Origin of the sequence: Streptomyces sp. NPDC017225 (genome assembly GCF_044331465.1) — a bacterium.
GTDB lineage: Bacteria > Actinomycetota > Actinomycetes > Streptomycetales > Streptomycetaceae > Streptomyces.
Genome location: NZ_JBIRNE010000002.1, coordinates 640326 through 663503 on the forward strand (window position 1 = coordinate 640326; position 23178 = coordinate 663503).

The window sequence follows — 23178 nt, forward strand, 5'->3', positions numbered from 1 at the left end:
ACAGTACGGCGGCGTGCGCTCGGCACCGGTGCCGCCGCCGGCGCCGGGATCGGCGGCCTCCTCGCCCTCGGTCTCGGTTTCGCCCTCGCCGTCGGCGCGTTCTCCGCCACCGTCCCGCGCTTCGACGGCCTCGAGGACCTGCCCCTGCCGGGCGGCGCCGACCTCGGCCCGCACCCCTACACCGTCACCGCCGAACTGGACGACGCCCTCAGCCTGGTGCCGCACGCCGCGGTCAAGGTCAACGACGTCGCCGTCGGCCGGGTCACCGCCATCCGTCTCGACGGCGACAAGTGGTCGGCCCGCGTCACCATGGAGATCAACGGCGACGTCCGGCTGCCCCGCCAGGCCGGCGCCCGCCTGGAACAGTCCAGCCTGCTCGGCGAGAAGTACGTCCAACTGGTCGCCCCGGCCGAGTCGACCGCCGGGGGCAGACTCGGTGAGGGCGGTGTCATCCCGCTCTCCCGCACCGGCCGCAACACCGAGGTCGAGGAGGTGTTCGGCGCGCTGTCCCTGTTGCTCAACGGCGGCGGCGTCAACCAGCTCAAGACCATCACGCAGGAACTCAACAAGGCCCTCGGCGGACGCGAACCCGAGGTCCGCTCCATGCTGAAACGGGTCGAGGAACTCGTGGCGAACCTCGACGAGCACCGCGGTGACATCACCGACGCCCTCGACGGCGTCAACCGGCTCGCCGCGACCCTCGCCGGCCGCAAGGACGACGTGAAAACCGTCCTGACCGACCTCTCGCCCGGCCTGAAGACCCTGAACGAACAGCGCGGCTCCCTGCTGACCATGCTGCGCTCCCTGGACACGCTGTCCGGGGTCGCCGTCTCCACCGTCGAAGCGAGCAAGGACGACATGGTCGCCGACCTCAAAGCCATCGCCCCCACCCTGAAGGCCCTCGCCGACGCGGGGACCGACCTGCCCGACTCCCTCCAGGTGCTGCTCACCTACCCGTTCACCGACGAGGTGCTCAAGGGCGTCAAGGGCGACTACCTCAACGTGTACCTGAACATGACCGCGACCCCCGGCACCCAGGTGATCCCACCCCTGGTGCCGCAGAGCACTCCCTCGCCCACCGCCGCGGCGCGGAGCGAGCGGGACACCGCACCCCGAAAGCGGTCGGACGCCGGCCCCGGTGCCGCGGCCTCCCCGTCGGCACCGCTGCCCCTGCCCTCCGTACCGGTACCCACCAGCGACCCCGGGGACGGAGGCGCACAGGGATGATCACCCTCGCCGTACGCCTGAAGAACCTCGCCTTCCTCCTCATAGCCGTCCTCGCCCTCGGCCTCCTCGGCATCCGCTACGCCGACCTCGGCCGGTACGTCGGCGTCGCCGACTACTACACGGTCAAGGTCGAACTCCCGCGCACCGGAGGACTGTTCACCCACTCCGATGTCACCTACCGGGGCGTCTCGGTGGGCCGGGTCGGCCCGATCGACCTCACCGCCGACGGGGTGGTCGCCCAGCTGCGCATCAAGAAGTCCGCGCCCCGCATCCCCGCCGACACGCGGGCCGTGGTGGCCGGGCTCTCCGCGGTCGGCGAGCAGTACATCGACCTGCGCCCCGAGAGCGACGCCGGCCCCTACCTCGCCGACGGCACCAGCATCGCCCAGCCCGACACCGAGGTCCCCGCCCCCGTCACCGACGTCCTCACCAGCGTGAACGACCTCACCCGGTCAGTGCCGCTGGAGGATCTGCGCACCGTCGTCGACGAGTTCGGCAAGGCCTTCGAGGGGCACGGCGACGACCTCCAGGTGCTGCTGGACAACGGCAGCGCCTTCATCGAGGCCGCCGACCGCAACCTGCCCACCACCACCCGCCTGCTCACCGACGCCGAGACCGTGCTGCGCACCCAGGCGGAGGAGGCGGAGGCCATCCGCGGCTTCGCCGACGGCGCCACGGAACTGGCCCGCACCCTCAAGGGCTCCGACGCGGACCTGCGCCGGCTCCTCACCGTCACACCGGACGCCGCCACCCAGGTCAGCGGGCTGCTCCGGGACCTGGATCCCAGTCTGGGCGTCGTCCTCGCCAACCTGCTCACCACCTCCGAGGTCGCCGTCACCCGCCAGCGCGGCATCGAGGAACTCCTCGTGAAGTACCCGGCGGCCGTCTCCGCCGGCGCCACCGCCGTCGACGGAGGAAAGATGAAGCTCGGCCTGGCCGTCACCTTCTTCCAGCCCCTGCCCTGTACCGACGGCTACGCCGGCACCCGGTACCGCACCGGCCTGGACCTCGGCACCGCCCCCGCCCTCAACACCGGCGCCTCCTGCACGGCACCTGCCGCGAGCGGGGTCAACGTACGCGGCTCCGCCAACGCGCCCCGGGGCGGCGCGCTCCCCGACCCGGCCAAGCCGGGCTCCCTGCCCTCGGGCAGTACGGGCAGCACCGCTTCGGCCCCGTCCAAGTCAGCCGCACCCCTGCCGGGCGCGCTGGCCCTGCCGGACACGGGCGGTACGCGGGTGACCGGCCTGCCGGGGCTGCTCGGCGCGGACGCGGAGGCGGGCCGATGAGGCGGGCGCGCGTCCTGACCGGGGCGGGACTGGCACTGGCGCTGGCGTTCTGCGGCACCGGGGCGTGGACGTACGCACAGGCACGGGGTGACGACTCCCTCGCGTACGGCCGGGAACGCGACGCGGCGCTGGCCGACGGACGCGAGCGACTCGCCGTCCTCAACACCCTCGACGCCTCGTCCCGGGAGCGGGCGCGGGCAGACATCCAGGACTGGCGTGCCGCCTCGACCGGCCCGCTGCGGGAGGAACTGGGCAACACCGCCCCCGAGGGAGGGGCTTCGGCGCGGGGCACGGTCACGGAGGCCGCGCTCACCGCCTTGGACACCCGCGCGGGCACCGCCAAGCTCGTCGCCACCGTGCGCGTCGAGGTCACACCCGCCGGGGCGAAGGCGCCGACCACGGACCGCAAGCGTCTGGAGGCGGTCCTGGCCCGCACGGGCGAGGGGGAGTGGAAGGTCAAGGCACTGAGCGCGGTACCGCTCGCGCGGACGGCGGAGGAGGACGAGAGCCGATGACACGGCTGCTGCACCTCGGACGGGCCCGGGCCGCCACCGGCCCGGGCGAGGTGACGGAGGACGGGACGGCCACCGAACGGGACGGGGTCGGCCCCAAACCAGGCACCGACGCCGGCCACGCCCCAGGCGCCGACGCCGGGGCGGAGCACGGAACCGACGACCGGCCCGGCATCGACGCGGACGCCGAACCCGCCCGGACGGCCCCGCCGGAGGAGCCGTCGCGGACCCGTGGCGGTGGCCGGCACCCGCGTGCCCTCGCCAGGCGCCTCGTCCCCGCCCTGGGCGCCGCACTGCTCGTCTTCGCCGGCTGCGGGTTCTTCTACGGCGCCCACCAGCTGAGGACCACCCCGTCCGCCGAGAACCACGCGCTGACCGACGCCGAGGCGACCACCCGTGTCGCCGGCGACGTCGGCAACGCCCTCGCCCGCGTCTTCTCGTACACGCCGGACGGTCTGGAGACCACGGAGCGTGCGGCGCGGTCCGTCCTCGCGGGGCGGGCGGAACGCCAGTACACGGAGCTGATGGACCGGATCCGCGCGGACCTCGCCGAGCAGCGCGTCACCCTCAGCACCCAGGCCGTACGGACAGGAGTGATCGAACTCGACGGTGACAGCGCGCGGCTGCTGGTCTTCCTCGACCAGATCTCACACCGCGGCAAGGCCGGCACCACCTCCGCGGCGGCCCAGCTCACGGTGACCGCGCGATGGGAGAAGGACCAGTGGCGGATCGTCGACATCAGGACCCGCTGAGCGGGCGCGGAAAGAGGGGAACACGGATGAAACGCGGGACCAGCGCACCGGCCCGGCTCCGGGCGCTGCCGGTCACGGCCCTCGCCCTCGCACTCACCCTGATCGCGGGCGGCTTCGCCGGGTGGACGGGCTGGGACTGGTACGACGCGGCCCACGACGACACCGTCGCGTACGCCGAGCAGCGCGACGCGGCCCTCTCCGCCGGCGAACAGGCCGTGCAGAACCTCAACACCCTCGACCACCGCAGCGTCGACCGGGGCCTGGACCTCTGGGAGTCCTCCACCACCGGCGAGCTTCACGAACAACTGGTCGAAGGACGCGACGAGTTCACCACACAGGTGAAGACCGCCAAGACCGTGACCACGGCGAAGGTGCTGTCCGGCGCGCTCACCGAACTCGACGACCGGGCCGGCCGGGCCCGAGTGCTGGTCGCCCTGCGGGTGACGGTGAAGGCGCCCGGCGACGCGAGCACCGACAAGGACAGCCGCATGCTCGGCGAACTGACCCGCACCGACGGCCACTGGAAGCTCAGCGCCCTGGGCCAGGCCCCGGTCGGCGGCACACCGGCCGGCTGACCGGCCGCGAGAGAGGACGACACACGATGCCGACGACCCGCCACCACCTGAACAACGCACGCCGCCGCCAGGCCCGCGAAACCCCCCGCATCCCGGCCGCCACCGAAGCACCCCGGGGACGCGGAACCCGGCGCGGCCCGACCGGCACCGACGCCCTCCAGGGGAGCGGGGAACTGCGCGACCAGCCACGCCCCACCCGCACCCGGCACACCCTCCCCGGTCGCACGGCGATTGCCCGAACGGTGCCGCTCACGAGCGGAGAGGACACGGACCGACCGGCCGGGGCCACCCGGCGCCCACCCGCGGTCCGCCGTTCCCGCATCACCCTCGTGAGCCTCTGCCTGCTCACCCTCGTCCTCGGCGGTTTCGCCGGCTGGGCGCACGCCCGGGCCGAAGCCCTCCGCGACACCCCGGCAGCACGCAACACCGCCCTCTCCGACACCGCCCGCACCAGCGAGATCAAGGGCCAGTCGACCAAGGCCGTCGCCGCGCTCTTCTCGTACGACCACGCCGACCCCGACGCCCTCGACAAGGCCGCGAAAGAGTGGCTGACGGGACGCGCCGTCACCCAGCACCGGGACCTGTTCGGCGGCATACGCACGCAGGCCGACAAGCAGAAGGCGGTGATCACCACCACGGTCACCGACAGCGCGGTCGAGCGCGTCGACGGCGACCGGGCCCGGATCCTGGTCTATGCCGACCAGAGCAGCGTCAGCACCACGGGCGACAAGAAGGCCGAGGACGACGGCACCTACGCCGGGGCCATGTTCGCCGTCGACGTCGAACGACGCGACGGGCGTTGGCTCGTCTCGGGCATCGACACCTTCGGCCGCTGAAACCCGTACGCGCCTCACCACCACCAGGGAGTGACAGACCATGCCCAGACACCGCGCTCGACGCGTACCCGCCCGGACCCGGCAGGGTCTGCGGGCCACCGCCGTCGCCGTGACCGCGGTGGCGGCGCTCACCGCCTCCCAGGCTCCCGGCATCCCGCAGAAGCAGAGCGCCCGTCCGGCTCCCGACGAACACCCCGCCCCGGCCGCGGGCCTCCCGTACGCCGAACTCGCCCCGCCCGACGACGGTTCGTACCACACCGAACTCCCGCCACTGGTCTCCCCGGACGTACCACCGCGCGCCGGGCAGGTCATCCGGGCTCGTGCCGAATCCGGCATCCCGGGCACCGTGCTGCGCGCCTACCGCGCGGCGGAAAGGTCCGTCGACCGGACGGACCCTGGTTGCGCGCTGCCCTGGGAACTGCTCGCCGCCATCGGCAAAGTGGAGTCCGGGCAGGCGCGCGGCGGCGCGGTCGACAGGCACGGCACCACCCTCGGCCGGATCACGGGCCCGGCGCTCGACGGCCGGAACTTCGCGCTGATCCTGGACAGCGACGGCGGCGCCCACGACGGCGACACGGTGTACGACCGGGCGGTGGGGCCGATGCAGTTCCTGCCGTCGACCTGGGCGCGGTGGGGCGTGGACGGCAACGGCGACGGCCGCAGCGACCCCAACAACGTCTTCGACGCGGCCCTGGCCGCCGGGCACTACCTGTGCGCGGGGGACCGCGACCTGAGCCGGGCCGCCGACCTGGACCGGGCGGTCCTCAGCTACAACCACTCGCGTTCCTACCTCAACCTGGTCCGCCACTGGCTGGACTTCTACCGCAGGGGCGTGCACACCGTGCCCGACGGCAAGGGCGTCATCCCGGAGTCTCCCGGAGCAGGCGGCGACACCGCGGCGACGGAGCCGGTCGACAAGGGCGGCCGCGGGGGCGCCGGTGGCCAGGGCGGCCGTGGGGACACCGGCAAGGACGGTGGTGACGGCATCGTCGTCGGCCCCGACCCCGCGACGCCCACCCCGTCCCCCTCTCTCACGCGCTCGGTGCCGCCGGCGCCGTCACCCCGGCCGTCCCCGTCCACGACGGAACCCGACCCCGCCCCGTCACCGGACCCCTCCCCGTCCGAGTCCCCGACACCGGACCCCTCGCCCACACCGAGCCCCACCGAACCGTCCTCGCCGGCCCCCGACCCGTCCACGCCGCAGAACTGTCCTTCCGACTCGGCGAGTCCCTCTCCCGACACCGGCGCCTCGCCCATCGCCGACCCGATTGCCCCCGAGGACGAGCCGACCTGCCCGACCTGAGGGCACCGGCTCCTTGCAGACCCGGAACGAGGCCGTCCCCCTTTCGGGGGTTTCCTCCCCATGGACCATGAGGTGAGCGGTGGGAAGATGTGCTGATGGGAATGATCGACAGCGACAGTGAGGCCGTCCGGTACGTGCGGTTCCAATCGCCGCACCGGAACAGCCGAGGTCACTTCACCGGCGTTTTCGGGCTCGTCAACAACCTGGCGAGGGAGGGAAAGCTGACGGACGAGCAGGAGATCTTCCGCCGCCGCAACAACAGGTGGTACGACGCGGCGTACACCGACCCCTCGGCCGTCGACCCTCACGTCTACGACGACGAGATCAACCCCGGTGCGGCGGCATGGTTCAAGCCGTCAGCCACTCATCTCCTCGCTCGCGTCTCCGGTTGTCTGGAGATCCTGTCCGCGCATGGCGTCGACTGTCGGGCCTTTCGTTCCGCGGACCCGGGACGGGTCGTCTACGAGGACGACGTGCAGATCGTGGTCGTGCCACATGCACTGGAGACGACTGCCACCCACGAGAGCACCAACACCCTGAAGTGACTCGGCCCGCGGCCTCTTGAAGCCGGTGACGACCCAGCTCTTGGACTCCGACAGGTCGGCGGCGGTGACGGTCATGGTGAGGATGAGGTCGGTCGTGTCGGTGAGGGTGCCGCGCTTCTGTCCGACGATCTTTCCGCCTCCTAGAACGCCGCGGAAGCCGGCTGTGCCTAGGTCTGCGGAGTTCCGCTCCTCTCGGTGGCTGCTTCGTCCGCTCCTGTCTGCCAACCGGAGCGCACGAGGGTGCTGAGCGCCTCGGTGGAGGACTCGTCTGCCAGGGCGGCGCTGCGGGCCCAGGCCGTTGCCAGGGTGCTGAGGAACAGGTCGCGTGCCCGCACCCACGGCTTGGCGCCGCCGTCGCGCTGCGCCGCGCCAAGAAAGCTGTCGGTGGTCGTGATGAAGCCCTGGCAGGTGATGGCCAGCGGGGAGGCGTCTTGGGTCAGTGCGGCCCGCAGAGGCTCGGGCAGGCCGTCGAAGGCGGTCACCCAATCGCTCAGGGCGTCCAGCCACTGGGCGAGCGCGGCGCTGGAGTCACTCTCTTCTCGCTGGATGGCCTCGCGGCGGGCCTCCAGCTGCTCGTCGCGGGCCTGCAACAGCGCGGCGAGCAGCGCTTCCCGGTTGGGGAAGTGCCGGTAGAGGGTGCCCGGGCCGACGCCGGCCCGCTTGGCGATGGCGTCCATGGAGCCGGAGATGCCGTGTTCGGCGAAGAACTGCTCCGCGACCTCGAGGATGTGCAGGCGGTTGCGTTGCTTGTCCGTCCGCAGCCGTCGCCCGCCGGTACCTGTCCCGTCCATGCGCTCACACCTCCCGTTGACAATGCGGAGACTATCTCCGTATCGTCGTTCCTCGAAACGGAGAGTATCTCCTTTCCGGGTATCGATGCCACCGGTGACCATCCCGGACGGCATCCGTGACGGAGCGGGCCATCCCGTACGGCCGATCCCGCACAGCCACCACGGCGCACCGCCCTCGGAAGGACTTCCCCATGAAACTCGGCATCATCGGAACCGGACCCATCGGTACCACGCTGGCGCGCACGTTCAGCGCGGGCGGACACGACGTCGAGGTGGCGAACTCACGCGGACCCCAGACCGTCGGCGCTGCCGCGTTGCACTTCGGGGCGCGCGCGGTGACCGCGGAAGAGGCCGTCCAGGGCAAGGACGCCGTCGTCCTGTCCGTCCCCTTCGCCCGCGTCCCGGACGTGGCCGGACTCTTCGCCGCCGTGCCCGAGGCGACCGTGGTCGTCGACACCTCGAACTACTTCCCCCAGCTGGGCGGCCCCGTCGACGCGGTGGACCGGGGACAGGTGGAAAGCCTGTGGGTCGCCGAGCGGCTGGGACGGCCCGTGGTGAAGGCGTGGAACGCGGCGCTGGCAGGCACCCTGCAGACCAAGGGTCTCCCGGCCGGAAGTCCGGGCCGCATCGCGCTCCCGGTCGCCGCCGACTCCGACGAGCAACGCCGCGTCGGCATGAGCCTGGTGGACGAGAGCGGCTTCGACCCCTACGACGCCGGCGTCCTGGCCGACTCCTGGCGCCAGCAGCCGATGACCCCGGCCTACTGCACCGAACTGAGCCCTGGGGACCTGGGACCGGCTCTCGCCGCAGCCGACCGAGAAAGGGCCGTGAGCCAGCGGGACCGGCAGATGGCACGTCTGGCCGCTCTCACCTCCACGCCCACGCTGGCCGAGACCGTGGAACTCAACCGCTCCCTCCACCGCTGACACGTCGACCCCGGCCACCTGACCCGCCTGCCCCTCCAAAGGATCCCCGATGCCCAGCGAGGCCGCCCTCTTCACCGATCTCGCCCGCACCAGGCGCTCCCCCCGTCAGTTCCTGCCCACCCCTCTGTCCCCCATGGACATCCGCGGCGTCTTGGAGGACGCGCAGACGGCCCCCTCCAACAGCAACACCCAGCCCTGGACCGTGCACATCGCCACGGGCGCGGCCCGGGACGCGCTGAGCAGGGAACTGCTCAGCGCGTACGAGGAGGACCGGCCCTCTGCGGACTTCACCGGTGACTACGGAGACGGTGTCTACCGCGAACGGTCCTACCAGCACGGCGCCCTCCTGTACGGAACCCGCGGCGTAGGCCGCGCCGACATCGAAGGCAGAAAGGAAGTGATCCGCGAGAACCTGCGCTTCTACGACGCACCCCACGTCGCCCTCCTCTTCATGCCCCAACTCGGCGACGGAGTACGCGCGGCCGGCGACCTCGGCATGTACGCCCAGAACTTCCTGCTCTCCCTCACCGCAAGGGGGTTCCACGGCATCCCGCAGGCCATCCTCGGCATGTACGCGGACACAGTCCGCGAGTCACTCGGCGTACCAGGCGACCTCAAGCTGCTGTTCGGCATCGCCTTCGGCATCGGTGACCACAACTCACCGATGCACGACATCGGCATAGGACGCATTGCGCTGCGGCAGAGCGTGGTCCTGCACGACACCCCCGGCGTCCTCGACGAGCAGTAACTCCCGCTGACCAGATCATCAGATCCGGGCCGAGCAGCACTTCGCCGCCCCCCGGGGCCGCCCCCGCTTGCTGATCCGCCCCCGACCGCAGCCCGGTGAGCTCGCCCACCACCGCCGTCACTCACCGAGCCGACACCGCTGGCCGCCCTGGTCAAGGCAGGCTGCTGCTCGTGATCGCTCGCACCGACCAGGACGCCATGCGAATTCCGTCGACAGAAGCAGGCGTTCCCGGACGACGGGGACTGTCGGTGTCCACCCCGCAGCGCGAGCAGGCCCCAGTCACAGCCCCTCTCGACGCTGACGCCTGAGACGGGCGGACCGCCCCCGCACCGGCGGGAGCGGCCCTGGCGGCTACGGCGGAACACCGGCCGCTCTCGGTGCGGGCGCGGCCCCAGGCGGCGTGCGCCGGCGCAGCGCGGAGCCGTGCCCTTCAGTTCGGTTCCGAGCCGGAGCCTCAGCTGTTGCCCAGGGTGCGGCTCAAGAGAGGGAGCAGGTGGTCCCAGTGGCGCTTCAGCCCGGAGGCGCTGAAGGCGTCGGTGTCGGACATGGTGAAGCCATGGATGGTGCCGGGGTAGATCTCGGAGGTGTGGCTGACACCTGCGGCGTCGAGGGCCTGGTTGAGCTCGCCGAGGTCCTCAGGTGTCAAGTCGCCTTCGGCGTGACCGAGGTGGACCTGGGCGGTGAGCTTGGAGAAGAGACCGGGCCCGTCGGCGCCCACGGGGCCGTGGAATGCGGCGACGGCTGCCACCTGTCCTGGGTGGGCCGCGGCGGTGCGCATCGCGGAGAGGCCGCCTATGCAGTAGCCGGTCACCGCGACGGGACCGGCGGCGACCTCGGGCTGGACGGTGAGGAAGCTGAGGTAGGCGTCGGCGTCGCCCAGGACTCGATCGGCGGTGTGCGTCTCGATCAAGGGCATCAGCTGGGCGAAGACCGCGGGCCGGGCCTCTTCTCCGATGTGCTCGGGAAGCTCGATCACCGGTGCCGGACCGTGCCGGTAGAAGAGGTTGGGCACGAGCACGTAGTACCCGTGGCCAGCCAGTTCGCGGGCCATCTCCCGCAGCACGGGCCGGATACCGAAGCCGTCCGCGTACATCAGCACCCCCGGGTGCCGCTCGCCACGATCGGGGAAGGCGGCGAACGCGTCGGCCCTGCCGTCCGTGGTGGGAATGTGCAATGTCTTGGTGAGCACGAATTTCTCCTGTCGTGGTTGATGTGTCGAGCCTGATCAACACGACGGAGGCGGAGCCCGCGCGGCAGCGCGGGCTCCTCGATCGGGCAGCGGGCCCGCACTGGCCCGTACGGTGCTCAGAAGAGCACCGGGTCACCAATCCGTGTGTGGCGCGATGCCGTCCCGGTAGTCATCCCCACAACATAGTCCACAGCCCCGATCACCAGGGCCGTCAGGAGTGCCTGAACCCGACCCGGGGCTCACGCCCCGCTGGACAGCCACCGCACCAACGCGGCCACCCCCAGCATCACAGCCGGCACCGCCCACGGCCATCGCCTCACCCGCCGCACCGAGGGCGACAGCCGCAGTGCTCCCACCGCGCCCGCCGAAGCGACGGACAAGGCACAGGCCGGCTCGATCCCGCCGTACGCGGCCTGGTCCCAGTCGCCGTCCGGACGGGTGCTGATCGTCGGCCGGAGGAAGAAGGCCGCCGCCAGGGTCAGCAGCACCATCGGGACGGCGAGGATCACGCGGAGCAGACGGCGGTCGTCATCGGGGTGGTGCGGGCGGTCGTCCACCGGATGACGGGAGTGACCGGTCTCCTGCCTGCCGCCGGTGCGCGAGGGGTTCGAGGACTGCACCAGCGGATCGCGTTCCTTGCCTGGTCCAGGGGCACTGCCGGTCGAAGAAGCCCGACGCGTTGTGGACACCTGGCCTTTCGCGACAGAGCACCGTCATGCCACAGCTCGGTCAGCAGTAGAGCCGACCCAGGTGGGGCCAGGTCTGCGGGCCGACCTTGCCGTCCACGGCCAGGTTGGTGTCGCAGGCGTAGTTCACGGTGCTCTGGAACTTCTTGGCCGCTGCCTGGGAGTTGCGGCCGAAGATGCCGTCGATCGTCCCCGGATTGTGGCCGTGGTACTGGAGGAGGCACTGGGCTTCCTTGCCGGCGGAGGTCACCTGCGAGGAAGACGGAGCGACAGTGGTGCCGCTGTAGTAGCCGGCGGAGAGGCGGCCGGAGGAGCTCATGCGCACGTCGCACGGGTAGGCCGCGGCAGCGGTGGCGCCGGTCTCGGCCGCGGCGGCGAAGCCGCCGGTGGCCGTGCCGGCCAGCAGGGCGAGGGAGACGATCACGAGCGAGGTACGCCTGCGGGTTGCGGTGAGTGCCATGGAGGACTCCTGGAGATGAGTGTGATCGATCTGGACGTCGATACGTGTTCGCCGGATGACGCGGGCAGGCCCGATCGCGGCGACGAGGGACGTGTCCACCCCTGAGCCGCCAGGTAACGTGTGCCGCGCGAAAGGATGCGGGCGCAACTGGCGAACTTCACTGCCGGTGTCCTGGACGCCGGCCCTGTGCCGGGCCTGGCGAACGAGGACTGATCGAGGCCGGGGAACCGGCGTCTGGTCGTTGCCGAACCACTCGTCCGCACCGACCGAGATCGAGATCGGATACGCGCGAGTCTCGACCAACGGGCAGAAGCTGGAGCGGCAGCTCGACGCGCGCACCGCCGCCGGGTGCCGGAAGGTCCTGGCGGACAAGAAGTCCGGCAAGAACGCGCTCCGCCCTGTCCAGATCGCCGGGTGAGCAGCGGGGTCAGACGTGAGCCAGCCACGCCGCCCAGGCACGGCACTCCCGAACGTGCTCAGGCAGCGACTGGGCGCGGGCTATCCGGCGGTGGGCTCTCCTTCGACCGGGGTGCCGTGCACGCCACCGAACAGGGCTCGCAGAAGCCGGTCGACGAAGACGTCAAGCGGTTCGACGTGGAGCCCGCCGCTGTCGACTCGGTCGAGCACACCCTGGGCCGGGTGAGTACCGCGACTGGTTCCTCGACCTGCGCACCGCACCACCCGCACCTGGCTGGGCACCCCGGCCCAAACGGGAGATCGGCACGGACTTCCCTCCGTCCGGCGACCAGGTCAACCTGCTGAGATCGGCGGACATGGTGGTGCGCCTGCACGGGGTCCGGCCGAGCCGAAGGCTCGACCGGGACACGGCCGGACGGCGGCCCGCCGCCCGGGGTGTCCGCCGACCCGCTGCCCGCCCTGGAAAGGCGGCCCGCCCCCTGCGCGCAGTGGAGCCCACCGGCCCGCTCGACGACCTGCGCCCCCTGGCAAGGCCGTTGTGGACGACGCCCCACCGGCCGGCATCGGGCAGACCGCCGACGGCGGCCACGCATTGCCGCTGGTTCAGGAAGGGGCGCGGCGTTCCCTCCCGGAAAGACCTGGCCGCCTGAGGCAGAAGTTCAGTCCGCGAACGCGGCCACGTACGATGCCACGCACGGCTCCGGGGTGGCCAGTGAGGTGACGACGTGGCCGTCGACGGTCACCGGCGGATCGAGCGGCATCTGGAGCAGCCGCTCGGAGCGGGACCCCTCGAACTGCTCGGCCGACATCAGCGTCCAGCCCGCGGCGTCCCGGCCCACTTCGAACAGCACGTTGAGCATGTCCCCGGCAGGAGGCCGCAGCGGGGCCACGGGCAGGGCGGCGAGGATCGCGTCATGCATCGGCGGGTCACTGTCTCGGGCAGGGAGCCGCAGACCGTACGGATCGAGGTCGTGCAGGCTGACCGCGGGCTTGCGGGCAGCGGGGTGTTCGCGCGCGAGCACTGCGTGCAGCGGCTCGGACCAGGCTCGGACCACCGTCACCGCCGCGGAGGTGAACGCGCCCCGCACCAGCGCCAGGTCCAGCTCCCCGTCGCGGACGGCGTCGAGTCGCGCGGCCACCGGCAGGTCGACCAGTTTCGGCGCGGCCGGGCGTTCGCTGTCGCTCAGGCGGCCCACCGCCCGGTCGAGCCGTCGGGTGACGCAGGACGCCACTCCGATCCGCAGGACGGCCGCCGGTTCTCCGGCAACCACCCGGACCCGGGCCGCCGCACCGAGAGTCCTACGGGCCGCGGCGAGCACCCGTTCGCCCGCCGGGGTGAGCCGTACCCGGCGCGAGGTGCGGTCGAGCAGGCGCACGCCGAGCTCGCGTTCGAGCCGGGCGATCTGCTGGCTCACCGCCGGCTGCACTATGCCCAGCCGCTGCGCCGCGCGCCCGAAGTGCAGTTCCTCGGCGACGGTCACGAAGTACTGCAGCGCTCTCAGTTCCATCTGCCTGATCTATCACGTGATGTTATCGCTGCCCAGCGTTTCTGGTCATTGTTCGCGCAGGTCACTCCGGCTGTGATGGGTACGAGCCCGCCAGAGCGGTCCTACCCGCCGGATGCCGCGACGCGGGGAGACGTGAACGGAGAACAGAGTGAGCACAACAACCCTCGGCGTGATAGGTACCGGCATGGTCGGCCTCGGGGCCGCTCGCCGCGCAGTCGACGCCGGCCTGAACGTCGTCCTGAGCAACTCACGCGGCCCCGAGACGCTGGCCGGTCTCGTCGCGGAGCTCGGCGAGCGGGCCCGCGCGGCCACCCCGGCCGAAGCGGCAAGCGCCGGCGATCTGGTCATCGCGTCCGTGCCGCTGGCCGCCTACGAGCAGTTGCCCCGGGCGGAGCTTGCCGGCAAGACCGTGATCGACCCGATGAACTACGCGCCCCGTTCCGACTTCGAAGTGCCGGAACTCGACAGCAGCGAGCTGACCTCCAGCGAACTGGTACAGCGCCACCTCACAGACGCGCGGGTGGTGAAGGCACTGCACAACATAGGCCCCAAGCAGTTGCTGGAACTGTTCCGCCCGACCGGCGCCCCCGACCGCACCGCGCTGCCACTTTCCGGCGACGACCCGGACGCCAAGAAGGAGGTGGCCGACCTGCTGGACATCCTCGGCTTCGACGCGGTGGACCTCGGCACACTGGCCGACAGCTGGCGCAGCGAACCCAACACCCCGTTGTACGCACTCCCGTACGTGGGAAAGCCGCCGTCCGGCCTCACCGCCAGGGAATTCGTGGCCTGGGTCCAGCGGGCGCCCGGTGTGCCCGCACCCGTCGCCCGGATCAAGGAGCTCTCCGCCACCTTGCGAGGGCCCGCGGGTTTCCGGATGTAACAGAAGGTGAGGCGCCCTGACAGTACGGCCCGGCACGGTCGAGCGTTGACACACCATCACGCGACTGTCACGCGGGCGCGGCGGCACGGGGATCCCTGAGGGCTTCCGCCGCGGGCCGTGACCTGATCCCCGGCCTGGGGGAGTTCGCCGCTGCCCTGGACGCCGACCAGGCCGATACCGTGCTCGGCGCCGCCTGGGACGCCTTCGACGTCGTGGGCCGACTGACGGACGCCCTCGCCCTCGACGAGGACAGCGACGAGACGCAGGCCATGCTGGTCGGCATCAAGTGTGCGGACGGCGGACGGCCGCCGCCTGTTGCCGCCGCCCGGGAACGGCCGGCCACGCGGCAGCCGCCGCGAATCTCCTCGCCACCGTCCGGCAGGACGGTGGCGAGGCCTCATGACCGTCACGCTCGGAGAGCTCTACGACGTTCTTCACCACCGCCTTGAACAAGTCACGTCCGTGAATTCTGCCCGGAGACGATGTCTTCGCACACGCCCTCGCGATCAGACAGCTCGACACACTCGTCGGGCACGTGAACCTCTTGCTCGGCCGGCCAGGAGACCCCCTCGACGCCGCGGCCGGCGACACCTTCGGCCACCTCCGCCACGCCCGCCGTGCGCTCGGCGGCGCCGCCCGCTGGCTGCCGCCGGTCGCCCCGGACAGCGCGGCGAACGACGGCATGCTCGGTGCCGCGGTCCAGCCGGCGGAGCGGTCATCGACCTGATCCGCGGTCACCGCGACGGCACGGGCTCCGGTCACCCCGTACGCGCTCGCCTTCGCCACACGCTCCGCACAGGCTTACCACCTGCACCACGCCTCCAGGATTCTCCATTCCACGAGCCGGATCGTGCACACCGTCAACCAGAAGCTCGAGCACCGGAACGCCTCGGTCAGGCTGTCCTCCTGCCACCACATCTCCCCGTCCAGACCTACGGGTCCGCATCCTCCATCGTGGTGGCCGAGGTGTTGTTCAGTGGCCGATGCTGTCCAGTCCGGCCACGTCCTCGTCCGAGAGGGAGAGACCGGCGCCTGCGATGTTCTCGCGCAGGTGAGCGGCGGACGAAGTCCCGGGGATGAGCAGGATGTTCGGCGAGCGCTGCATCAGCCAGGCCAGCGCGACCGACATCGGCGTCGCCCCCAGTCGGTTCGCGACCTGCGAGAGGGCCTCGGACTGTATCGGCGTGAAGCCTCCCAGGGGGAAGAATGGCACGTAGGCGATGCCGTCGGCGGCGAGGTGGTCCACGAGGTCGTCGTCGTGGCGGTGGGCGAGGTTGTACATGTTCTGCACGCACACGATCGGAGCGACGCCGCGCGCCTCGGCGACCTGCTCCCCGGTGACATTACTGACGCCGAGGTGGCGGATCAGGCCCTCGTGCTGGAGGTCGACGAGCGTTTCGAACGCTTCGGTGATCGAGCCGGGCTGCGGGCCCTGAGCATCGCCCATACGCATGTTGACCAGGTCGAGGGTTTCGACGCCGAGGGATTCGAGGTTCTCGTGGACCTGCTTGCGCAGGTCTTCGGGGCGCCGGGCTGTGGGCCAGCCGCCCTGCGCGTCACGAGTCGCACCCACCTTGGTGGCGATGAACAGCGACTCCGGGTATGGGTGCAGTGCCTCACGGATCAGCTCATTGGTGATGTGCGGTCCGTAGGCGCCGCTGGTGTCGATGTGGGTGATCCCGAGGCTGACCGCCTCGCGCAACACGGCCAGGGCACCGTCGTGGTCGGCGGGCGGCCCCATGACCCACGGGCCGGCGAGCTGCATCGCGCCGTAACCGAACCGGGTGACGGCCGAGTCACCCAGCGTCCAGGTTCCGCCGGGAAGGGGTGTGGAGGGCGTGTCCATCGCGGTGCCTTTCACTTCGTGTCAGGGGTGGTGTCTCCAGCCCCTTTGCATCATCATTGGAGAGAAACTTCCTGCTGGGAAGTAGGCACCCTGAAGTGCGTAACCACCCAGAAGGAGAGAGGCGAGGTCAGCGACAATGAAGGCCGACAAGAAGGCGCAGGCGAAGGCGGAGTACAACGCGTTCCTGGCCGTGTGCCCCAGCCGTCAGCTCCTCGACCGGATCTCAGACAAATGGGTCGTCCTGATCCTGTGCGCACTGGGCGGTGACACACCCGAACAGCCCGGCGCATCACACACCCCCAAGGCGATGCGCTACTCCGAACTGGCCCGGCTGCTGGCCGGCGTCAGCCAGAAGATGCTCACTCAGACCCTACGGGCTCTCGAGCGCGACGGCTTGCTCATCCGCACGGTGACACCCACGGTCCCTGTCACCGTCACGTACGAGCTGACCGACCTCGGCCTCTCCCTCCATCACCTGACACGCGGACTCAGACAGTGGGCCCAGACCCACATGGAACAAGTCCTCACCCATCGCGAGAGACACGACGCACGAGCTTCCTAGCGTGGACGGCGTTCCCCATCTCCGCTGCGGGCTGAGATCCGCCTGGCCACGGGTGACGTGCAGCATCGCCGGGTCGAGTCGACCCCGATTTTCCGGGCCGGCCGCCACGACCGGAATGCCAGGTGGGTGATCCAGACGAACGGCCTAGCCGCGGTTCAGAACCTCATCGTCCGCGTGCGTGCCGAACTCGGCGACGCGCACCTCCGCGATGTGCTCGTACCGGCTGATCCGGTCGCTCCACTCCGCGTTCTCGCAGATCACCGCCGCCTCCCCGACCTCGATCCGAGACCCCTCGGCATCGAGCACCGCACCGTACATCACCCGCGCCCTCGGCCCCACGCGGACATCACCGACCAGCGTGGCCGTCGGGGCAACGTAGGCGTTGGATGGACCTGCGGTTCGTACGCACGGTGCCGGATGCGGATTCCCTGCGCTTCAGCGTCCATGAGCGGATTCTCGCCCGACCGACCGCGAGCATGCTGGCGAATTTCAGACGTCGCGGTTGCCGAGATATGTGCCATTCGTGAACGCAGGCGCTACAGGGCGAACGTTGGCTGATACAGCATTAGCAGGTTCGGGCGGTCCCTTCGTCGCCGCTGAAGAAGGCGAGGACGGAACGCCACAGTTGCGCAGCCAGCGTGCAAACGTCATGCAGGTTCCGGTAGGCCGCTTGGGCGTCCCGGCCCGTCCTGGCCGCCCCACGCAGTGTCTTCGACAGCTTGTCGCTGAACTGGGCAAGCCGCTCAAGGAAGTCCAGGCATGAGGACACCAGGGAGGGGCGGGAGGTTTTGCGCTGGGCCACAATCGGCTCCTCGATCGGGGGGCGTTCTGCGGTCAGTGTTGCAGTGCGCACCGACAAGCCGGGGTGAAACCTGACTGTGCCCCCGAGTCGGGGCCAATCCGGGGCACGGAACCGCCTCAGGATGCTACGAGTTCAGTGGGAGGCCCGCAGGTTCTCCCACGCAGTCAGCAGGCCGAGCACCGCGTGCTCCTTGTGAGTCATGCCACCGCTGGGCGAGGTCCACCCCGCCGCCCGTTGCACGGTGCGGCAGGCGGACACCTGTGAGCGGGGCCTGTTCCACCCGGTCGACGAACTCGATGTCACGTTCATGCCCCGCCTCGCGGACCTCACAGTGACCGCCATGCGTCGGAACGCCACCGGACACCCAGCCATGGCCTGACGCTGCACCCCCCTTCAGCCGCGTACTCGGGGCTGCGGTTGCCGACGACCCGATGCACGAGCCAGCTCATCCTGAGTGCGCAGGCCAGTCCGCTGGTGCGGGCTGAGAGTGACGTGCTCGTGACTGATCCGAGGTCTCGTAGCCTCCGCAGCACGAGGGAGGCACAGGATGGACGTGCTGACACGACGATGGCACCCCACCGCTCCGAGGCCATGATCAAGGTGGCCCGGCATGCGAGTTGGAGGAGGTCCAGCAAGGTGAAGGCATGCTCGACGAGCCTGCGAGTCCTGCCCAGTGCTGAGCCGAGCCGGCCCCGGGGTACGGACGAGTTTCGACCCCACCCCGAGCCGATGGCCGACGGCTCACCTGAGCGCCTGACGGCTTCTTCTCGCAGGCCATGTCTGTGCACCAGTCCATCACCGGCCCGGCGATCGAATGTCCGTCGGAGCCAAAGGACTCCGTGCACCGGAGCCCGGACAAGTGCTCACGCACACCTCCGGCGGGGGTGTGCGGGCCGGGCATCGTCGCCCGGAAAGACAGGTCCAGGTCGAGGCAGCTGTTCATGTCCAGCTCGGACCGGCCGTAGGGATTCGCATGGGTCCAGAACAGCGGTGAGCGCCCGGCGGTCCGCGTCGGAGAGCTTGTCCGCCCACTTCGGATCAGCCAGGACCTTCTGTGTCAGCGCCGTGTTGACGTGAACATCGACAAGCGCATGACGGTCGGTGTGGTCGCCGTGGGGAAGGGCACCCTACGGGCCACAGCCGCCCGGTGAGACACCGGTCCGGCCGGTTCAGCGGCCCGTGGTGCCGTCGAGGAGCTCGCGCAGGATGTCGGCGTGGCCGGCATGACGTCCCGTTTCCTCGATCATGTGCGTGAGCGCCCACCGCAGGGACGGTCCATTCGGCCGGGACGCCGGGCGGGCGACGGTGGCGGTCAGGTCGGAGGCGGCGCGGACGACCATGTTCGACCGGGCGGCCGCATCGCGGTAGGCGGCCAGGACGTCGTCGACCGTGTCGCCGGGAGCCGCGGCGAAGGTGGCCTGCCAGTCGGCGACCTGCTCGCCGAGGAACAGGGAACGCTCCACGTGGGCGAGGTGGTTGACCAGTCCCAGCAGGTTGGTGCCCGACGGGACACCGGGCGTGCGGACCTGCGGCTCCGGCACGCTCTCGACCTTGGCCGCCATGCAGGCGCGCAAGTAGTCGAGGAAGCCGAGCAGTACGTCCTTCTCCGAGGTGCCGGTGCTCGGCGGCGGCAGGTCACGGCGGCGGATGGACCTCATGTAAGTGTCCTTCTGTGTGAACGGTTGAGCAGGCGGTGAGAGGGGTTGAGCTGCTCAGCCGGTGGTCCGGCGGATCAGCAGGACGTGGTCGACGACCTCGGCGGTTCGACCGTCCGGCCCGGAGGCGATCCGTCGTGGTGAGGCCGCCCTTTCGATCGACCAGCCGTCCGGGTCCAGGGCGAGGTCGGCGGCGATCTCGTGCGGTGTGGGGTGCGAAGCGTCGTGGTCCTGGTTCCACGACCACGGAGCGATCGATCCGTGGTCGACGACCAGCAGCCGTCCGCCCGGTGCCAGCGCCCGGGCCGCGGTCCGCAGCACCTGCGTGCGCGGCAGGTCGAACGGCGACTGCAGGTACAGGGCGGTCACCAGGTCGAAGCGGCCTTCGGGAAAGCCGACGGTCAGATCGTGCCGCTCGGTGTGGACGAGGTCACCGAGCCCGCGTTCGCGAGCCGCGTCGGCGACCTGTGCCGTGGCCGTGCCGGAAACGTCGACGGCGGTCACCCGCCAGCCCGCACCGGCCAGCCAGAGCGTGTCACCACCGGTGCCGCAGCCCAGATCGAGTGCGGTTCCAGGCGCGAGCCCGGACGCGATCTCCACCAGCAGGGGATTCACCCGGCGCCCGGTGGCCATATCACGGGAGCTGTAGTGCTCTTCCCAGAAGCGGGCCGCATCGGAGTGCCCCTCGGGAGTGGTCTTGTCGGTCATGGACGGTGCTCCTCATCGGACGTAGTGAGACGAGACTGCCCGAGCACCGGCCGGAATTGCACAAGAACTTGCTGTATCGGCATGATGCTGACCATGGACGACGACCGGAGAGACCCGAACGACTCCGACGACCTGGAGGGCGTACTGGACGCCGTCGGCCCGCGGCTGCGCGCGCTGCGTCGGCGGCGTCGGATCACCCTGGCCGAGCTGGCCGCGACCACGGGAATCTCGGAGAGCACGCTGTCCCGGCTGGAGAGCGGCCGGCGCCGCGCCAACCTGGAACTGCTTCTCCCGCTGGCCCGCGTCTACGGCGTGCCGCTGGACGACCTCGTGGGCGCCCCGCCCACCGGCGACCCACGCGTCCACCTCAAGCCGCTGCACCGGCATGGCATGACGTTCATTCCGCTGTCCCGCAGGCCGGGCGGGATGCAGGCGTTCAAGATGCTCATTCCCGGCCGGGACGCTCCGGCCGAACCGACGCCACAGACGCACGAGGGGTTCGAATGGCTGTACGTCCTCAACGGACGGCTCAGGCTGCTCCTCGGCGATCAGGACATCGTGCTGCCGCCCGGCGAGGCCGCGGAGTTCGACACCGGACTCCCACACTTCCTGGGCAGCGCCGATGGCAGAGCGGTCGAACTGCTGATCCTCTTCGGCCGGCAGGGCGAACGCGCACACATCAGGGCACGCACCACCTGAGCACCAGCCTGAGTCTTCAGGCCGTTCACTGCGGGAAGGCGGAAGACGAACCGGCCATGTCATCTCCCTTCTTCCCGCATGCCGTCATGTCTCCGGCAATCGGGGGACGCCTCCAGACCTGCCCTGCTGGGAATAGGCGCTGACTTGCGAGATCATCTGGTGCCGCATCAGGAAAGTCCGCCCTGTAACAGCGCGGGGCGATCAGGTCGAGGTGAGTGGTGCGCTCTCCTCAGCGTCGAGATGGTGGTCCGCCCAGACGGTAGCTTCCAGGAAGCAGGTCGGTGGCGGGCACCATCCGGAGGCTGCCGTTCGTCCCGACGATGACCTTGAGGGATGGGAAGTAGTCGAGAAGGACTTGGCGGCAGCGGCCGCATGGGGGCACGACGCCTCGGTCGCGGTCACCCACGGCGACGATGGTGTGGCCGGCGTGGTCGGTGCCATCGAGGATGAAATAGCGCAGGGCGGTGAACTGGGCTTCTACGCGGTTGAGCCAGGAACTGTTGGTCGAGGTGTAGGCGATCTCGACATTGTTCGCTGCCGCCCGGGTGCCGACCCGCTGGAACTTCTTCGTGGTCAGGTCCAGGGCGGCGAACATGTGTCAGGTTGAGAGGCCCGAACTCGTCTATGCAGAAGACGCCTTCGGGCTCGTCCGCCTCGGGTATGACCTCGCCGTCGGCGATCGCGTAGAGGTGTTCGACGCGGGCCTTCTTGGCCGCGTAGTCGGGGTCGCGGGAGGTCTTCCAGGTTTTCAGGCGCTGAAAGGAGACGCCTTCCTCGCGGAGCAGGATGCGAGGGCCCTCGTGGCTGATGTCGTCGACCACCCCCTCGGCGACCAGGGAGTCCGCCAGCTTGGTCAGGCTCCAGGTCGAAAACGGCAGGTCGTGTTCGGTCGGCTTGGACTTCGCGATCTTCTTGATCTCGCGCCGCTCGGGCAGGGTGAAGGTCTTGGGCCGGCCGCCCTTGTACTTCGGATACAGGGAGTCGAAGCCGTCGGTGTTGAAGTTGTGGATCACATCCCGGAACCGGTCCGCGCTGGTGAAGGTCACCTCGGCGACCTTCGCCACCGGCATGCCCTGGACGGACAGCAGGACCATCTGGGCACGCAGCCAGGTCACTACCGACCCGGCGCCCCGGCGGATGATCCGAAGCAGTCGTGCGCCTTCGTCATCGTCGATCTCACGTACACGTACTCGTTCTGCCACCCGGACAGGGTGACGGCCACGCGCCGCCCGGCACAGCACCGGCACGACGCGTCACATCACAACAGGGCGAACGTTGCCTGCTGGGGCACCAGTTACGGTGCCTGACCCACGGACCCGTCGAGGCATCCGTCACCCATGGACGGCCCTGCTCACCGATGCGGCGGCCGCCGTTCTGGCCGGCGCTGCCTCGATCACAGCGATCGGAGAGGACCTTTACCGATCCTCGGTTCCGCACAGCTGTCGTCACCGACTCACCTTCGGCGGCAATCTGATCCAGACAGGAACCGACTCCTACCGCCTCGCCATAACCTGAGCCCGGGCAGCTGCCCAGGACGGCAAGGCAGGCTGACCGCTCTGGGTCCCACCTCCCTGGAAGGCGTCGCTCCTATTGACGCCGGGAGCCAGGTCCGGACTTGTGTTCTGCTCGTCGGGACGTCCGGCCAGACAGTGGCGTTGTGCAAGCGGCTGGCGGCCGTGTCACTTGACCGGTGACGGCAAGTGTCACGCCTGGACGGTGGGGCGAACGTTCATTGCGCCGATCTCGACATCGCTGGGCTGCTCGATGGCGAAGGCCACCGCGCGGGCGACCGCCGCCGGAGGGATGCCCACTGCGTCCATGTTCTTGCGCGTCTGCTCGCGGATGTTCGGGTCTGCCATGGAGTCGGATGCGCAGTACGTTCTCGACGGCCCACTCCGGATAGTCGCGGTAACCGTTCGCCAGGCGCTCGGGACGGATCAGTCCATGTTCCTCGTAGTACCGCAGCAAACGCGGTGCGACTCCCGTGCGCCGGGAGAGTTCACCGATCCTCATGTTCCCGCCGTCTCTCCGTACCCGCGGACGAACCACACCTGCCGGGGAAGCTCAGGTGGACAGATCTGCCGGAGGCCTGTGCGTGGACGTCCGGGCCGAGGAAGGAAAGCCAGATGTGGCGGCGGTGCTGGGCCGACACGTGGGCGAAGTCGGCGATGAGCGCTGTGCCCAGGGTGTTCCACGCCAGGGTGTCCATACCGCGGCTACCTGCTCGTCGGTCACCGTCCTACAGCGCAGCCCGTTCCGCAT

At 70.4% G+C, this 23178-nt stretch carries 29 protein-coding genes and 3 pseudogenes; 17 read left to right on the forward strand and 15 right to left on the reverse strand.

Features of this window, described 5'->3' with window-relative positions; translation table 11 throughout:
• Positions 1–48: 48 nt before the first annotated feature.
• The 8 genes from ACH4NX_RS06570 to ACH4NX_RS06605 all read left to right on the forward strand — a co-directional run bounded on the left by ACH4NX_RS06570 (position 49) and on the right by ACH4NX_RS06605 (position 7036).
• Entirely contained in the window at positions 49–1227 is a 1179-nt protein-coding gene (locus ACH4NX_RS06570; RefSeq protein WP_398127159.1) for an MCE family protein, read from the forward strand.
• Positions 1224–2513 (forward strand): MlaD family protein, encoded by a 1290-nt coding sequence (locus ACH4NX_RS06575; RefSeq protein WP_351390777.1) that lies wholly within the window; start codon positions 1224–1226, stop codon positions 2511–2513. Before ACH4NX_RS06570 ends, ACH4NX_RS06575 begins: the two co-directional genes overlap by 4 nt.
• Entirely contained in the window at positions 2510–3028 is a 519-nt protein-coding gene (locus ACH4NX_RS06580) for a hypothetical protein (RefSeq protein ID WP_398126827.1), read from the forward strand. Before ACH4NX_RS06575 ends, ACH4NX_RS06580 begins: the two co-directional genes overlap by 4 nt.
• Complete coding sequence (locus ACH4NX_RS06585) at positions 3025–3777, forward strand: hypothetical protein (RefSeq protein WP_351390772.1); 753 nt, start codon at positions 3025–3027, stop codon at positions 3775–3777. The genes ACH4NX_RS06580 and ACH4NX_RS06585 overlap by 4 nt, the downstream gene beginning before the upstream one ends.
• A gap of 26 nt (positions 3778–3803) precedes the next feature.
• Positions 3804–4352 (forward strand): nuclear transport factor 2 family protein, encoded by a 549-nt coding sequence (locus ACH4NX_RS06590; RefSeq protein WP_351390769.1) that lies wholly within the window; start codon positions 3804–3806, stop codon positions 4350–4352.
• A 26-nt stretch (positions 4353–4378) separates the two neighbouring features.
• Positions 4379–5188 (forward strand): hypothetical protein, encoded by an 810-nt coding sequence (locus tag ACH4NX_RS06595; RefSeq protein ID WP_398126826.1) that lies wholly within the window; start codon positions 4379–4381, stop codon positions 5186–5188.
• A 40-nt stretch (positions 5189–5228) separates the two neighbouring features.
• The gene (locus ACH4NX_RS06600; RefSeq protein ID WP_398126825.1) at positions 5229–6491 is read left to right on the forward strand and encodes a lytic transglycosylase domain-containing protein; all 1263 of its coding nucleotides are present in this window, start codon (positions 5229–5231) and stop codon (positions 6489–6491) included.
• 95 nt (positions 6492–6586) lie between these two features.
• A complete protein-coding gene (locus tag ACH4NX_RS06605) occupies positions 6587–7036 on the forward strand; it encodes a hypothetical protein (RefSeq protein WP_351390760.1) in 450 nt (149 codons plus the stop codon).
• 167 nt (positions 7037–7203) lie between these two features.
• Here ACH4NX_RS06605 and ACH4NX_RS06610 read toward each other — a convergent pair whose 3' ends face one another.
• Positions 7204–7827, reverse strand: coding sequence for a helix-turn-helix domain-containing protein (locus ACH4NX_RS06610; protein WP_351390757.1), 624 nt, complete (start codon positions 7825–7827; stop codon positions 7204–7206).
• A 191-nt stretch (positions 7828–8018) separates the two neighbouring features.
• On the opposite strand from ACH4NX_RS06610, the gene ACH4NX_RS06615 reads away from it, so the two are divergent.
• Both ACH4NX_RS06615 and ACH4NX_RS06620 read left to right on the forward strand, forming a co-directional pair.
• Positions 8019–8753 carry an NAD(P)-binding domain-containing protein gene (locus tag ACH4NX_RS06615; protein WP_351390756.1) on the forward strand — a complete coding sequence of 245 codons (735 nt, stop codon included), beginning with the start codon at positions 8019–8021 and terminating at the stop codon, positions 8751–8753.
• 49 nt (positions 8754–8802) lie between these two features.
• Positions 8803–9501 carry a nitroreductase gene (locus ACH4NX_RS06620; protein WP_398126824.1) on the forward strand — a complete coding sequence of 233 codons (699 nt, stop codon included), beginning with the start codon at positions 8803–8805 and terminating at the stop codon, positions 9499–9501.
• A 454-nt stretch (positions 9502–9955) separates the two neighbouring features.
• Here the strand turns inward: ACH4NX_RS06620 and ACH4NX_RS06625 are convergent, their stop codons facing one another.
• From ACH4NX_RS06625 to ACH4NX_RS06635, 3 genes are all read right to left on the reverse strand, one after another.
• On the reverse strand, positions 9956–10690 hold the full coding sequence (locus tag ACH4NX_RS06625; RefSeq protein ID WP_351390751.1) for a dienelactone hydrolase family protein: 735 nt from the start codon (positions 10688–10690) through the stop codon (positions 9956–9958).
• 239 nt (positions 10691–10929) lie between these two features.
• On the reverse strand, positions 10930–11310 hold the full coding sequence (locus ACH4NX_RS06630; RefSeq protein ID WP_398126823.1) for a hypothetical protein: 381 nt from the start codon (positions 11308–11310) through the stop codon (positions 10930–10932).
• A 109-nt stretch (positions 11311–11419) separates the two neighbouring features.
• Positions 11420–11836 carry a peptidoglycan-binding domain-containing protein gene (locus ACH4NX_RS06635; protein WP_351390746.1) on the reverse strand — a complete coding sequence of 139 codons (417 nt, stop codon included), beginning with the start codon at positions 11834–11836 and terminating at the stop codon, positions 11420–11422.
• A gap of 241 nt (positions 11837–12077) precedes the next feature.
• Here ACH4NX_RS06635 and ACH4NX_RS06640 point away from each other — a divergent pair, with 241 nt between their 5' ends.
• Entirely contained in the window at positions 12078–12254 is a 177-nt protein-coding gene (locus ACH4NX_RS06640) for a recombinase family protein (RefSeq protein ID WP_398126822.1), read from the forward strand.
• Positions 12255–12912: 658 nt separating this feature from the next.
• On the opposite strand, the gene ACH4NX_RS06645 is transcribed toward ACH4NX_RS06640, so the two are convergent.
• A complete protein-coding gene (locus tag ACH4NX_RS06645; RefSeq protein ID WP_398126821.1) occupies positions 12913–13761 on the reverse strand; it encodes a LysR family transcriptional regulator in 849 nt (282 codons plus the stop codon).
• A 148-nt stretch (positions 13762–13909) separates the two neighbouring features.
• On the opposite strand from ACH4NX_RS06645, the gene ACH4NX_RS06650 reads away from it, so the two are divergent.
• Together ACH4NX_RS06650 and ACH4NX_RS06655 are read left to right on the forward strand one after the other, a co-directional pair.
• Positions 13910–14644: an NAD(P)-binding domain-containing protein gene (locus ACH4NX_RS06650; protein ID WP_351390742.1), complete on the forward strand. Its 735-nt coding sequence runs from the start codon at positions 13910–13912 to the stop codon at positions 14642–14644.
• Positions 14645–15179: 535 nt separating this feature from the next.
• Complete coding sequence (locus tag ACH4NX_RS06655) at positions 15180–15371, forward strand: hypothetical protein (RefSeq protein WP_351390737.1); 192 nt, start codon at positions 15180–15182, stop codon at positions 15369–15371.
• Positions 15372–15617: 246 nt separating this feature from the next.
• Here ACH4NX_RS06655 and ACH4NX_RS06660 read toward each other — a convergent pair whose 3' ends face one another.
• Entirely contained in the window at positions 15618–16490 is an 873-nt protein-coding gene (locus ACH4NX_RS06660) for an aldo/keto reductase family oxidoreductase (RefSeq protein WP_351390734.1), read from the reverse strand.
• A 136-nt stretch (positions 16491–16626) separates the two neighbouring features.
• Here ACH4NX_RS06660 and ACH4NX_RS06665 point away from each other — a divergent pair, with 136 nt between their 5' ends.
• Positions 16627–17052: a helix-turn-helix domain-containing protein gene (locus ACH4NX_RS06665; RefSeq protein ID WP_351390731.1), complete on the forward strand. Its 426-nt coding sequence runs from the start codon at positions 16627–16629 to the stop codon at positions 17050–17052.
• A 144-nt stretch (positions 17053–17196) separates the two neighbouring features.
• On the opposite strand, the gene ACH4NX_RS06670 is transcribed toward ACH4NX_RS06665, so the two are convergent.
• Both ACH4NX_RS06670 and ACH4NX_RS06675 read right to left on the reverse strand, forming a co-directional pair.
• Positions 17197–17370: a hypothetical protein gene (locus ACH4NX_RS06670; RefSeq protein ID WP_351399456.1), complete on the reverse strand. Its 174-nt coding sequence runs from the start codon at positions 17368–17370 to the stop codon at positions 17197–17199.
• 247 nt (positions 17371–17617) lie between these two features.
• Positions 17618–17854, reverse strand: coding sequence for a hypothetical protein (locus tag ACH4NX_RS06675; RefSeq protein ID WP_398126820.1), 237 nt, complete (start codon positions 17852–17854; stop codon positions 17618–17620).
• Positions 17855–18053: 199 nt separating this feature from the next.
• On the opposite strand from ACH4NX_RS06675, the gene ACH4NX_RS06680 reads away from it, so the two are divergent.
• A complete protein-coding gene (locus ACH4NX_RS06680) occupies positions 18054–18233 on the forward strand; it encodes a hypothetical protein (protein WP_398126819.1) in 180 nt (59 codons plus the stop codon).
• A 790-nt stretch (positions 18234–19023) separates the two neighbouring features.
• On the opposite strand, the gene ACH4NX_RS06685 is transcribed toward ACH4NX_RS06680, so the two are convergent.
• Together ACH4NX_RS06685 and ACH4NX_RS06690 are read right to left on the reverse strand one after the other, a co-directional pair.
• Positions 19024–19512, reverse strand: coding sequence for a DinB family protein (locus ACH4NX_RS06685; RefSeq protein ID WP_351399452.1), 489 nt, complete (start codon positions 19510–19512; stop codon positions 19024–19026).
• Between the two features lie 54 nt (positions 19513–19566).
• Positions 19567–20217 carry a class I SAM-dependent methyltransferase gene (locus ACH4NX_RS06690; protein ID WP_351399450.1) on the reverse strand — a complete coding sequence of 217 codons (651 nt, stop codon included), beginning with the start codon at positions 20215–20217 and terminating at the stop codon, positions 19567–19569.
• A gap of 93 nt (positions 20218–20310) precedes the next feature.
• Between ACH4NX_RS06690 and ACH4NX_RS06695 the strand changes: the two genes are divergently transcribed.
• Positions 20311–20916: a helix-turn-helix domain-containing protein gene (locus ACH4NX_RS06695; protein ID WP_351399448.1), complete on the forward strand. Its 606-nt coding sequence runs from the start codon at positions 20311–20313 to the stop codon at positions 20914–20916.
• A gap of 201 nt (positions 20917–21117) precedes the next feature.
• On the opposite strand, the pseudogene ACH4NX_RS06700 reads toward ACH4NX_RS06695, so the two are convergent.
• Both ACH4NX_RS06700 and ACH4NX_RS06705 read right to left on the reverse strand, forming a co-directional pair.
• Positions 21118–21334 (reverse strand): annotated as a pseudogene (locus ACH4NX_RS06700) (cytidine deaminase); the annotation flags it as partial.
• Positions 21335–22118 (reverse strand): annotated as a pseudogene (locus ACH4NX_RS06705) (transposase); the annotation flags it as partial.
• Between the two features lie 97 nt (positions 22119–22215).
• On the opposite strand from ACH4NX_RS06705, the gene ACH4NX_RS06710 reads away from it, so the two are divergent.
• Positions 22216–22431, forward strand: coding sequence for a hypothetical protein (locus ACH4NX_RS06710; RefSeq protein WP_398126818.1), 216 nt, complete (start codon positions 22216–22218; stop codon positions 22429–22431).
• 188 nt (positions 22432–22619) lie between these two features.
• Here the strand turns inward: ACH4NX_RS06710 and ACH4NX_RS06715 are convergent, their stop codons facing one another.
• The 3 genes and pseudogenes from ACH4NX_RS06715 to ACH4NX_RS06725 form a co-directional block, all read right to left on the reverse strand.
• The gene (locus ACH4NX_RS06715) at positions 22620–22775 is read right to left on the reverse strand and encodes a hypothetical protein (RefSeq protein WP_351399476.1); all 156 of its coding nucleotides are present in this window, start codon (positions 22773–22775) and stop codon (positions 22620–22622) included.
• 4 nt (positions 22776–22779) lie between these two features.
• A pseudogene (locus tag ACH4NX_RS06720) lies at positions 22780–22929 on the reverse strand (MerR family DNA-binding transcriptional regulator); the annotation flags it as partial.
• A complete protein-coding gene (locus ACH4NX_RS06725) occupies positions 22916–23125 on the reverse strand; it encodes a hypothetical protein (RefSeq protein WP_351399445.1) in 210 nt (69 codons plus the stop codon). The pseudogene ACH4NX_RS06720 and the gene ACH4NX_RS06725, both read right to left, overlap by 14 nt.
• Positions 23126–23178: the final 53 nt, after the last annotated feature.

Excerpts from the sequence above, each read along its gene's own strand:
- ACH4NX_RS06635 (WP_351390746.1), bottom strand. The coding sequence starts at position 11,836 with ATGGCACTCACCGCAACCCGCAGGCGTACCTCGCTCGTGATCGTCTCC.
- ACH4NX_RS06660 (WP_351390734.1), bottom strand. The coding sequence starts at position 16,490 with ATGGACACGCCCTCCACACCCCTTCCCGGCGGAACCTGGACGCTGGGT.
- ACH4NX_RS06685 (WP_351399452.1), bottom strand. The coding sequence starts at position 19,512 with ATGAGGTCCATCCGCCGCCGTGACCTGCCGCCGCCGAGCACCGGCACC.
- ACH4NX_RS06605 (WP_351390760.1), top strand. The coding sequence starts at position 6,587 with ATGGGAATGATCGACAGCGACAGTGAGGCCGTCCGGTACGTGCGGTTC.
- ACH4NX_RS06725 (WP_351399445.1), bottom strand. The coding sequence starts at position 23,125 with ATGGACACCCTGGCGTGGAACACCCTGGGCACAGCGCTCATCGCCGAC.
- ACH4NX_RS06690 (WP_351399450.1), bottom strand. The coding sequence starts at position 20,217 with ATGACCGACAAGACCACTCCCGAGGGGCACTCCGATGCGGCCCGCTTC.
- ACH4NX_RS06715 (WP_351399476.1), bottom strand. The coding sequence starts at position 22,775 with ATGGCAGACCCGAACATCCGCGAGCAGACGCGCAAGAACATGGACGCA.
- ACH4NX_RS06600 (WP_398126825.1), top strand. The coding sequence starts at position 5,229 with ATGCCCAGACACCGCGCTCGACGCGTACCCGCCCGGACCCGGCAGGGT.
- ACH4NX_RS06595 (WP_398126826.1), top strand. The coding sequence starts at position 4,379 with ATGCCGACGACCCGCCACCACCTGAACAACGCACGCCGCCGCCAGGCC.
- ACH4NX_RS06645 (WP_398126821.1), bottom strand. The coding sequence starts at position 13,761 with ATGGAACTGAGAGCGCTGCAGTACTTCGTGACCGTCGCCGAGGAACTG.
- ACH4NX_RS06585 (WP_351390772.1), top strand. The coding sequence starts at position 3,025 with ATGACACGGCTGCTGCACCTCGGACGGGCCCGGGCCGCCACCGGCCCG.
- ACH4NX_RS06575 (WP_351390777.1), top strand. The coding sequence starts at position 1,224 with ATGATCACCCTCGCCGTACGCCTGAAGAACCTCGCCTTCCTCCTCATA.
- ACH4NX_RS06615 (WP_351390756.1), top strand. The coding sequence starts at position 8,019 with ATGAAACTCGGCATCATCGGAACCGGACCCATCGGTACCACGCTGGCG.
- ACH4NX_RS06680 (WP_398126819.1), top strand. The coding sequence starts at position 18,054 with ATGCCACCGCTGGGCGAGGTCCACCCCGCCGCCCGTTGCACGGTGCGG.
- ACH4NX_RS06580 (WP_398126827.1), top strand. The coding sequence starts at position 2,510 with ATGAGGCGGGCGCGCGTCCTGACCGGGGCGGGACTGGCACTGGCGCTG.
- ACH4NX_RS06665 (WP_351390731.1), top strand. The coding sequence starts at position 16,627 with ATGAAGGCCGACAAGAAGGCGCAGGCGAAGGCGGAGTACAACGCGTTC.
- ACH4NX_RS06590 (WP_351390769.1), top strand. The coding sequence starts at position 3,804 with ATGAAACGCGGGACCAGCGCACCGGCCCGGCTCCGGGCGCTGCCGGTC.
- ACH4NX_RS06670 (WP_351399456.1), bottom strand. The coding sequence starts at position 17,370 with ATGTACGGTGCGGTGCTCGATGCCGAGGGGTCTCGGATCGAGGTCGGG.
- ACH4NX_RS06620 (WP_398126824.1), top strand. The coding sequence starts at position 8,803 with ATGCCCAGCGAGGCCGCCCTCTTCACCGATCTCGCCCGCACCAGGCGC.
- ACH4NX_RS06695 (WP_351399448.1), top strand. The coding sequence starts at position 20,311 with ATGGACGACGACCGGAGAGACCCGAACGACTCCGACGACCTGGAGGGC.
- ACH4NX_RS06610 (WP_351390757.1), bottom strand. The coding sequence starts at position 7,827 with ATGGACGGGACAGGTACCGGCGGGCGACGGCTGCGGACGGACAAGCAA.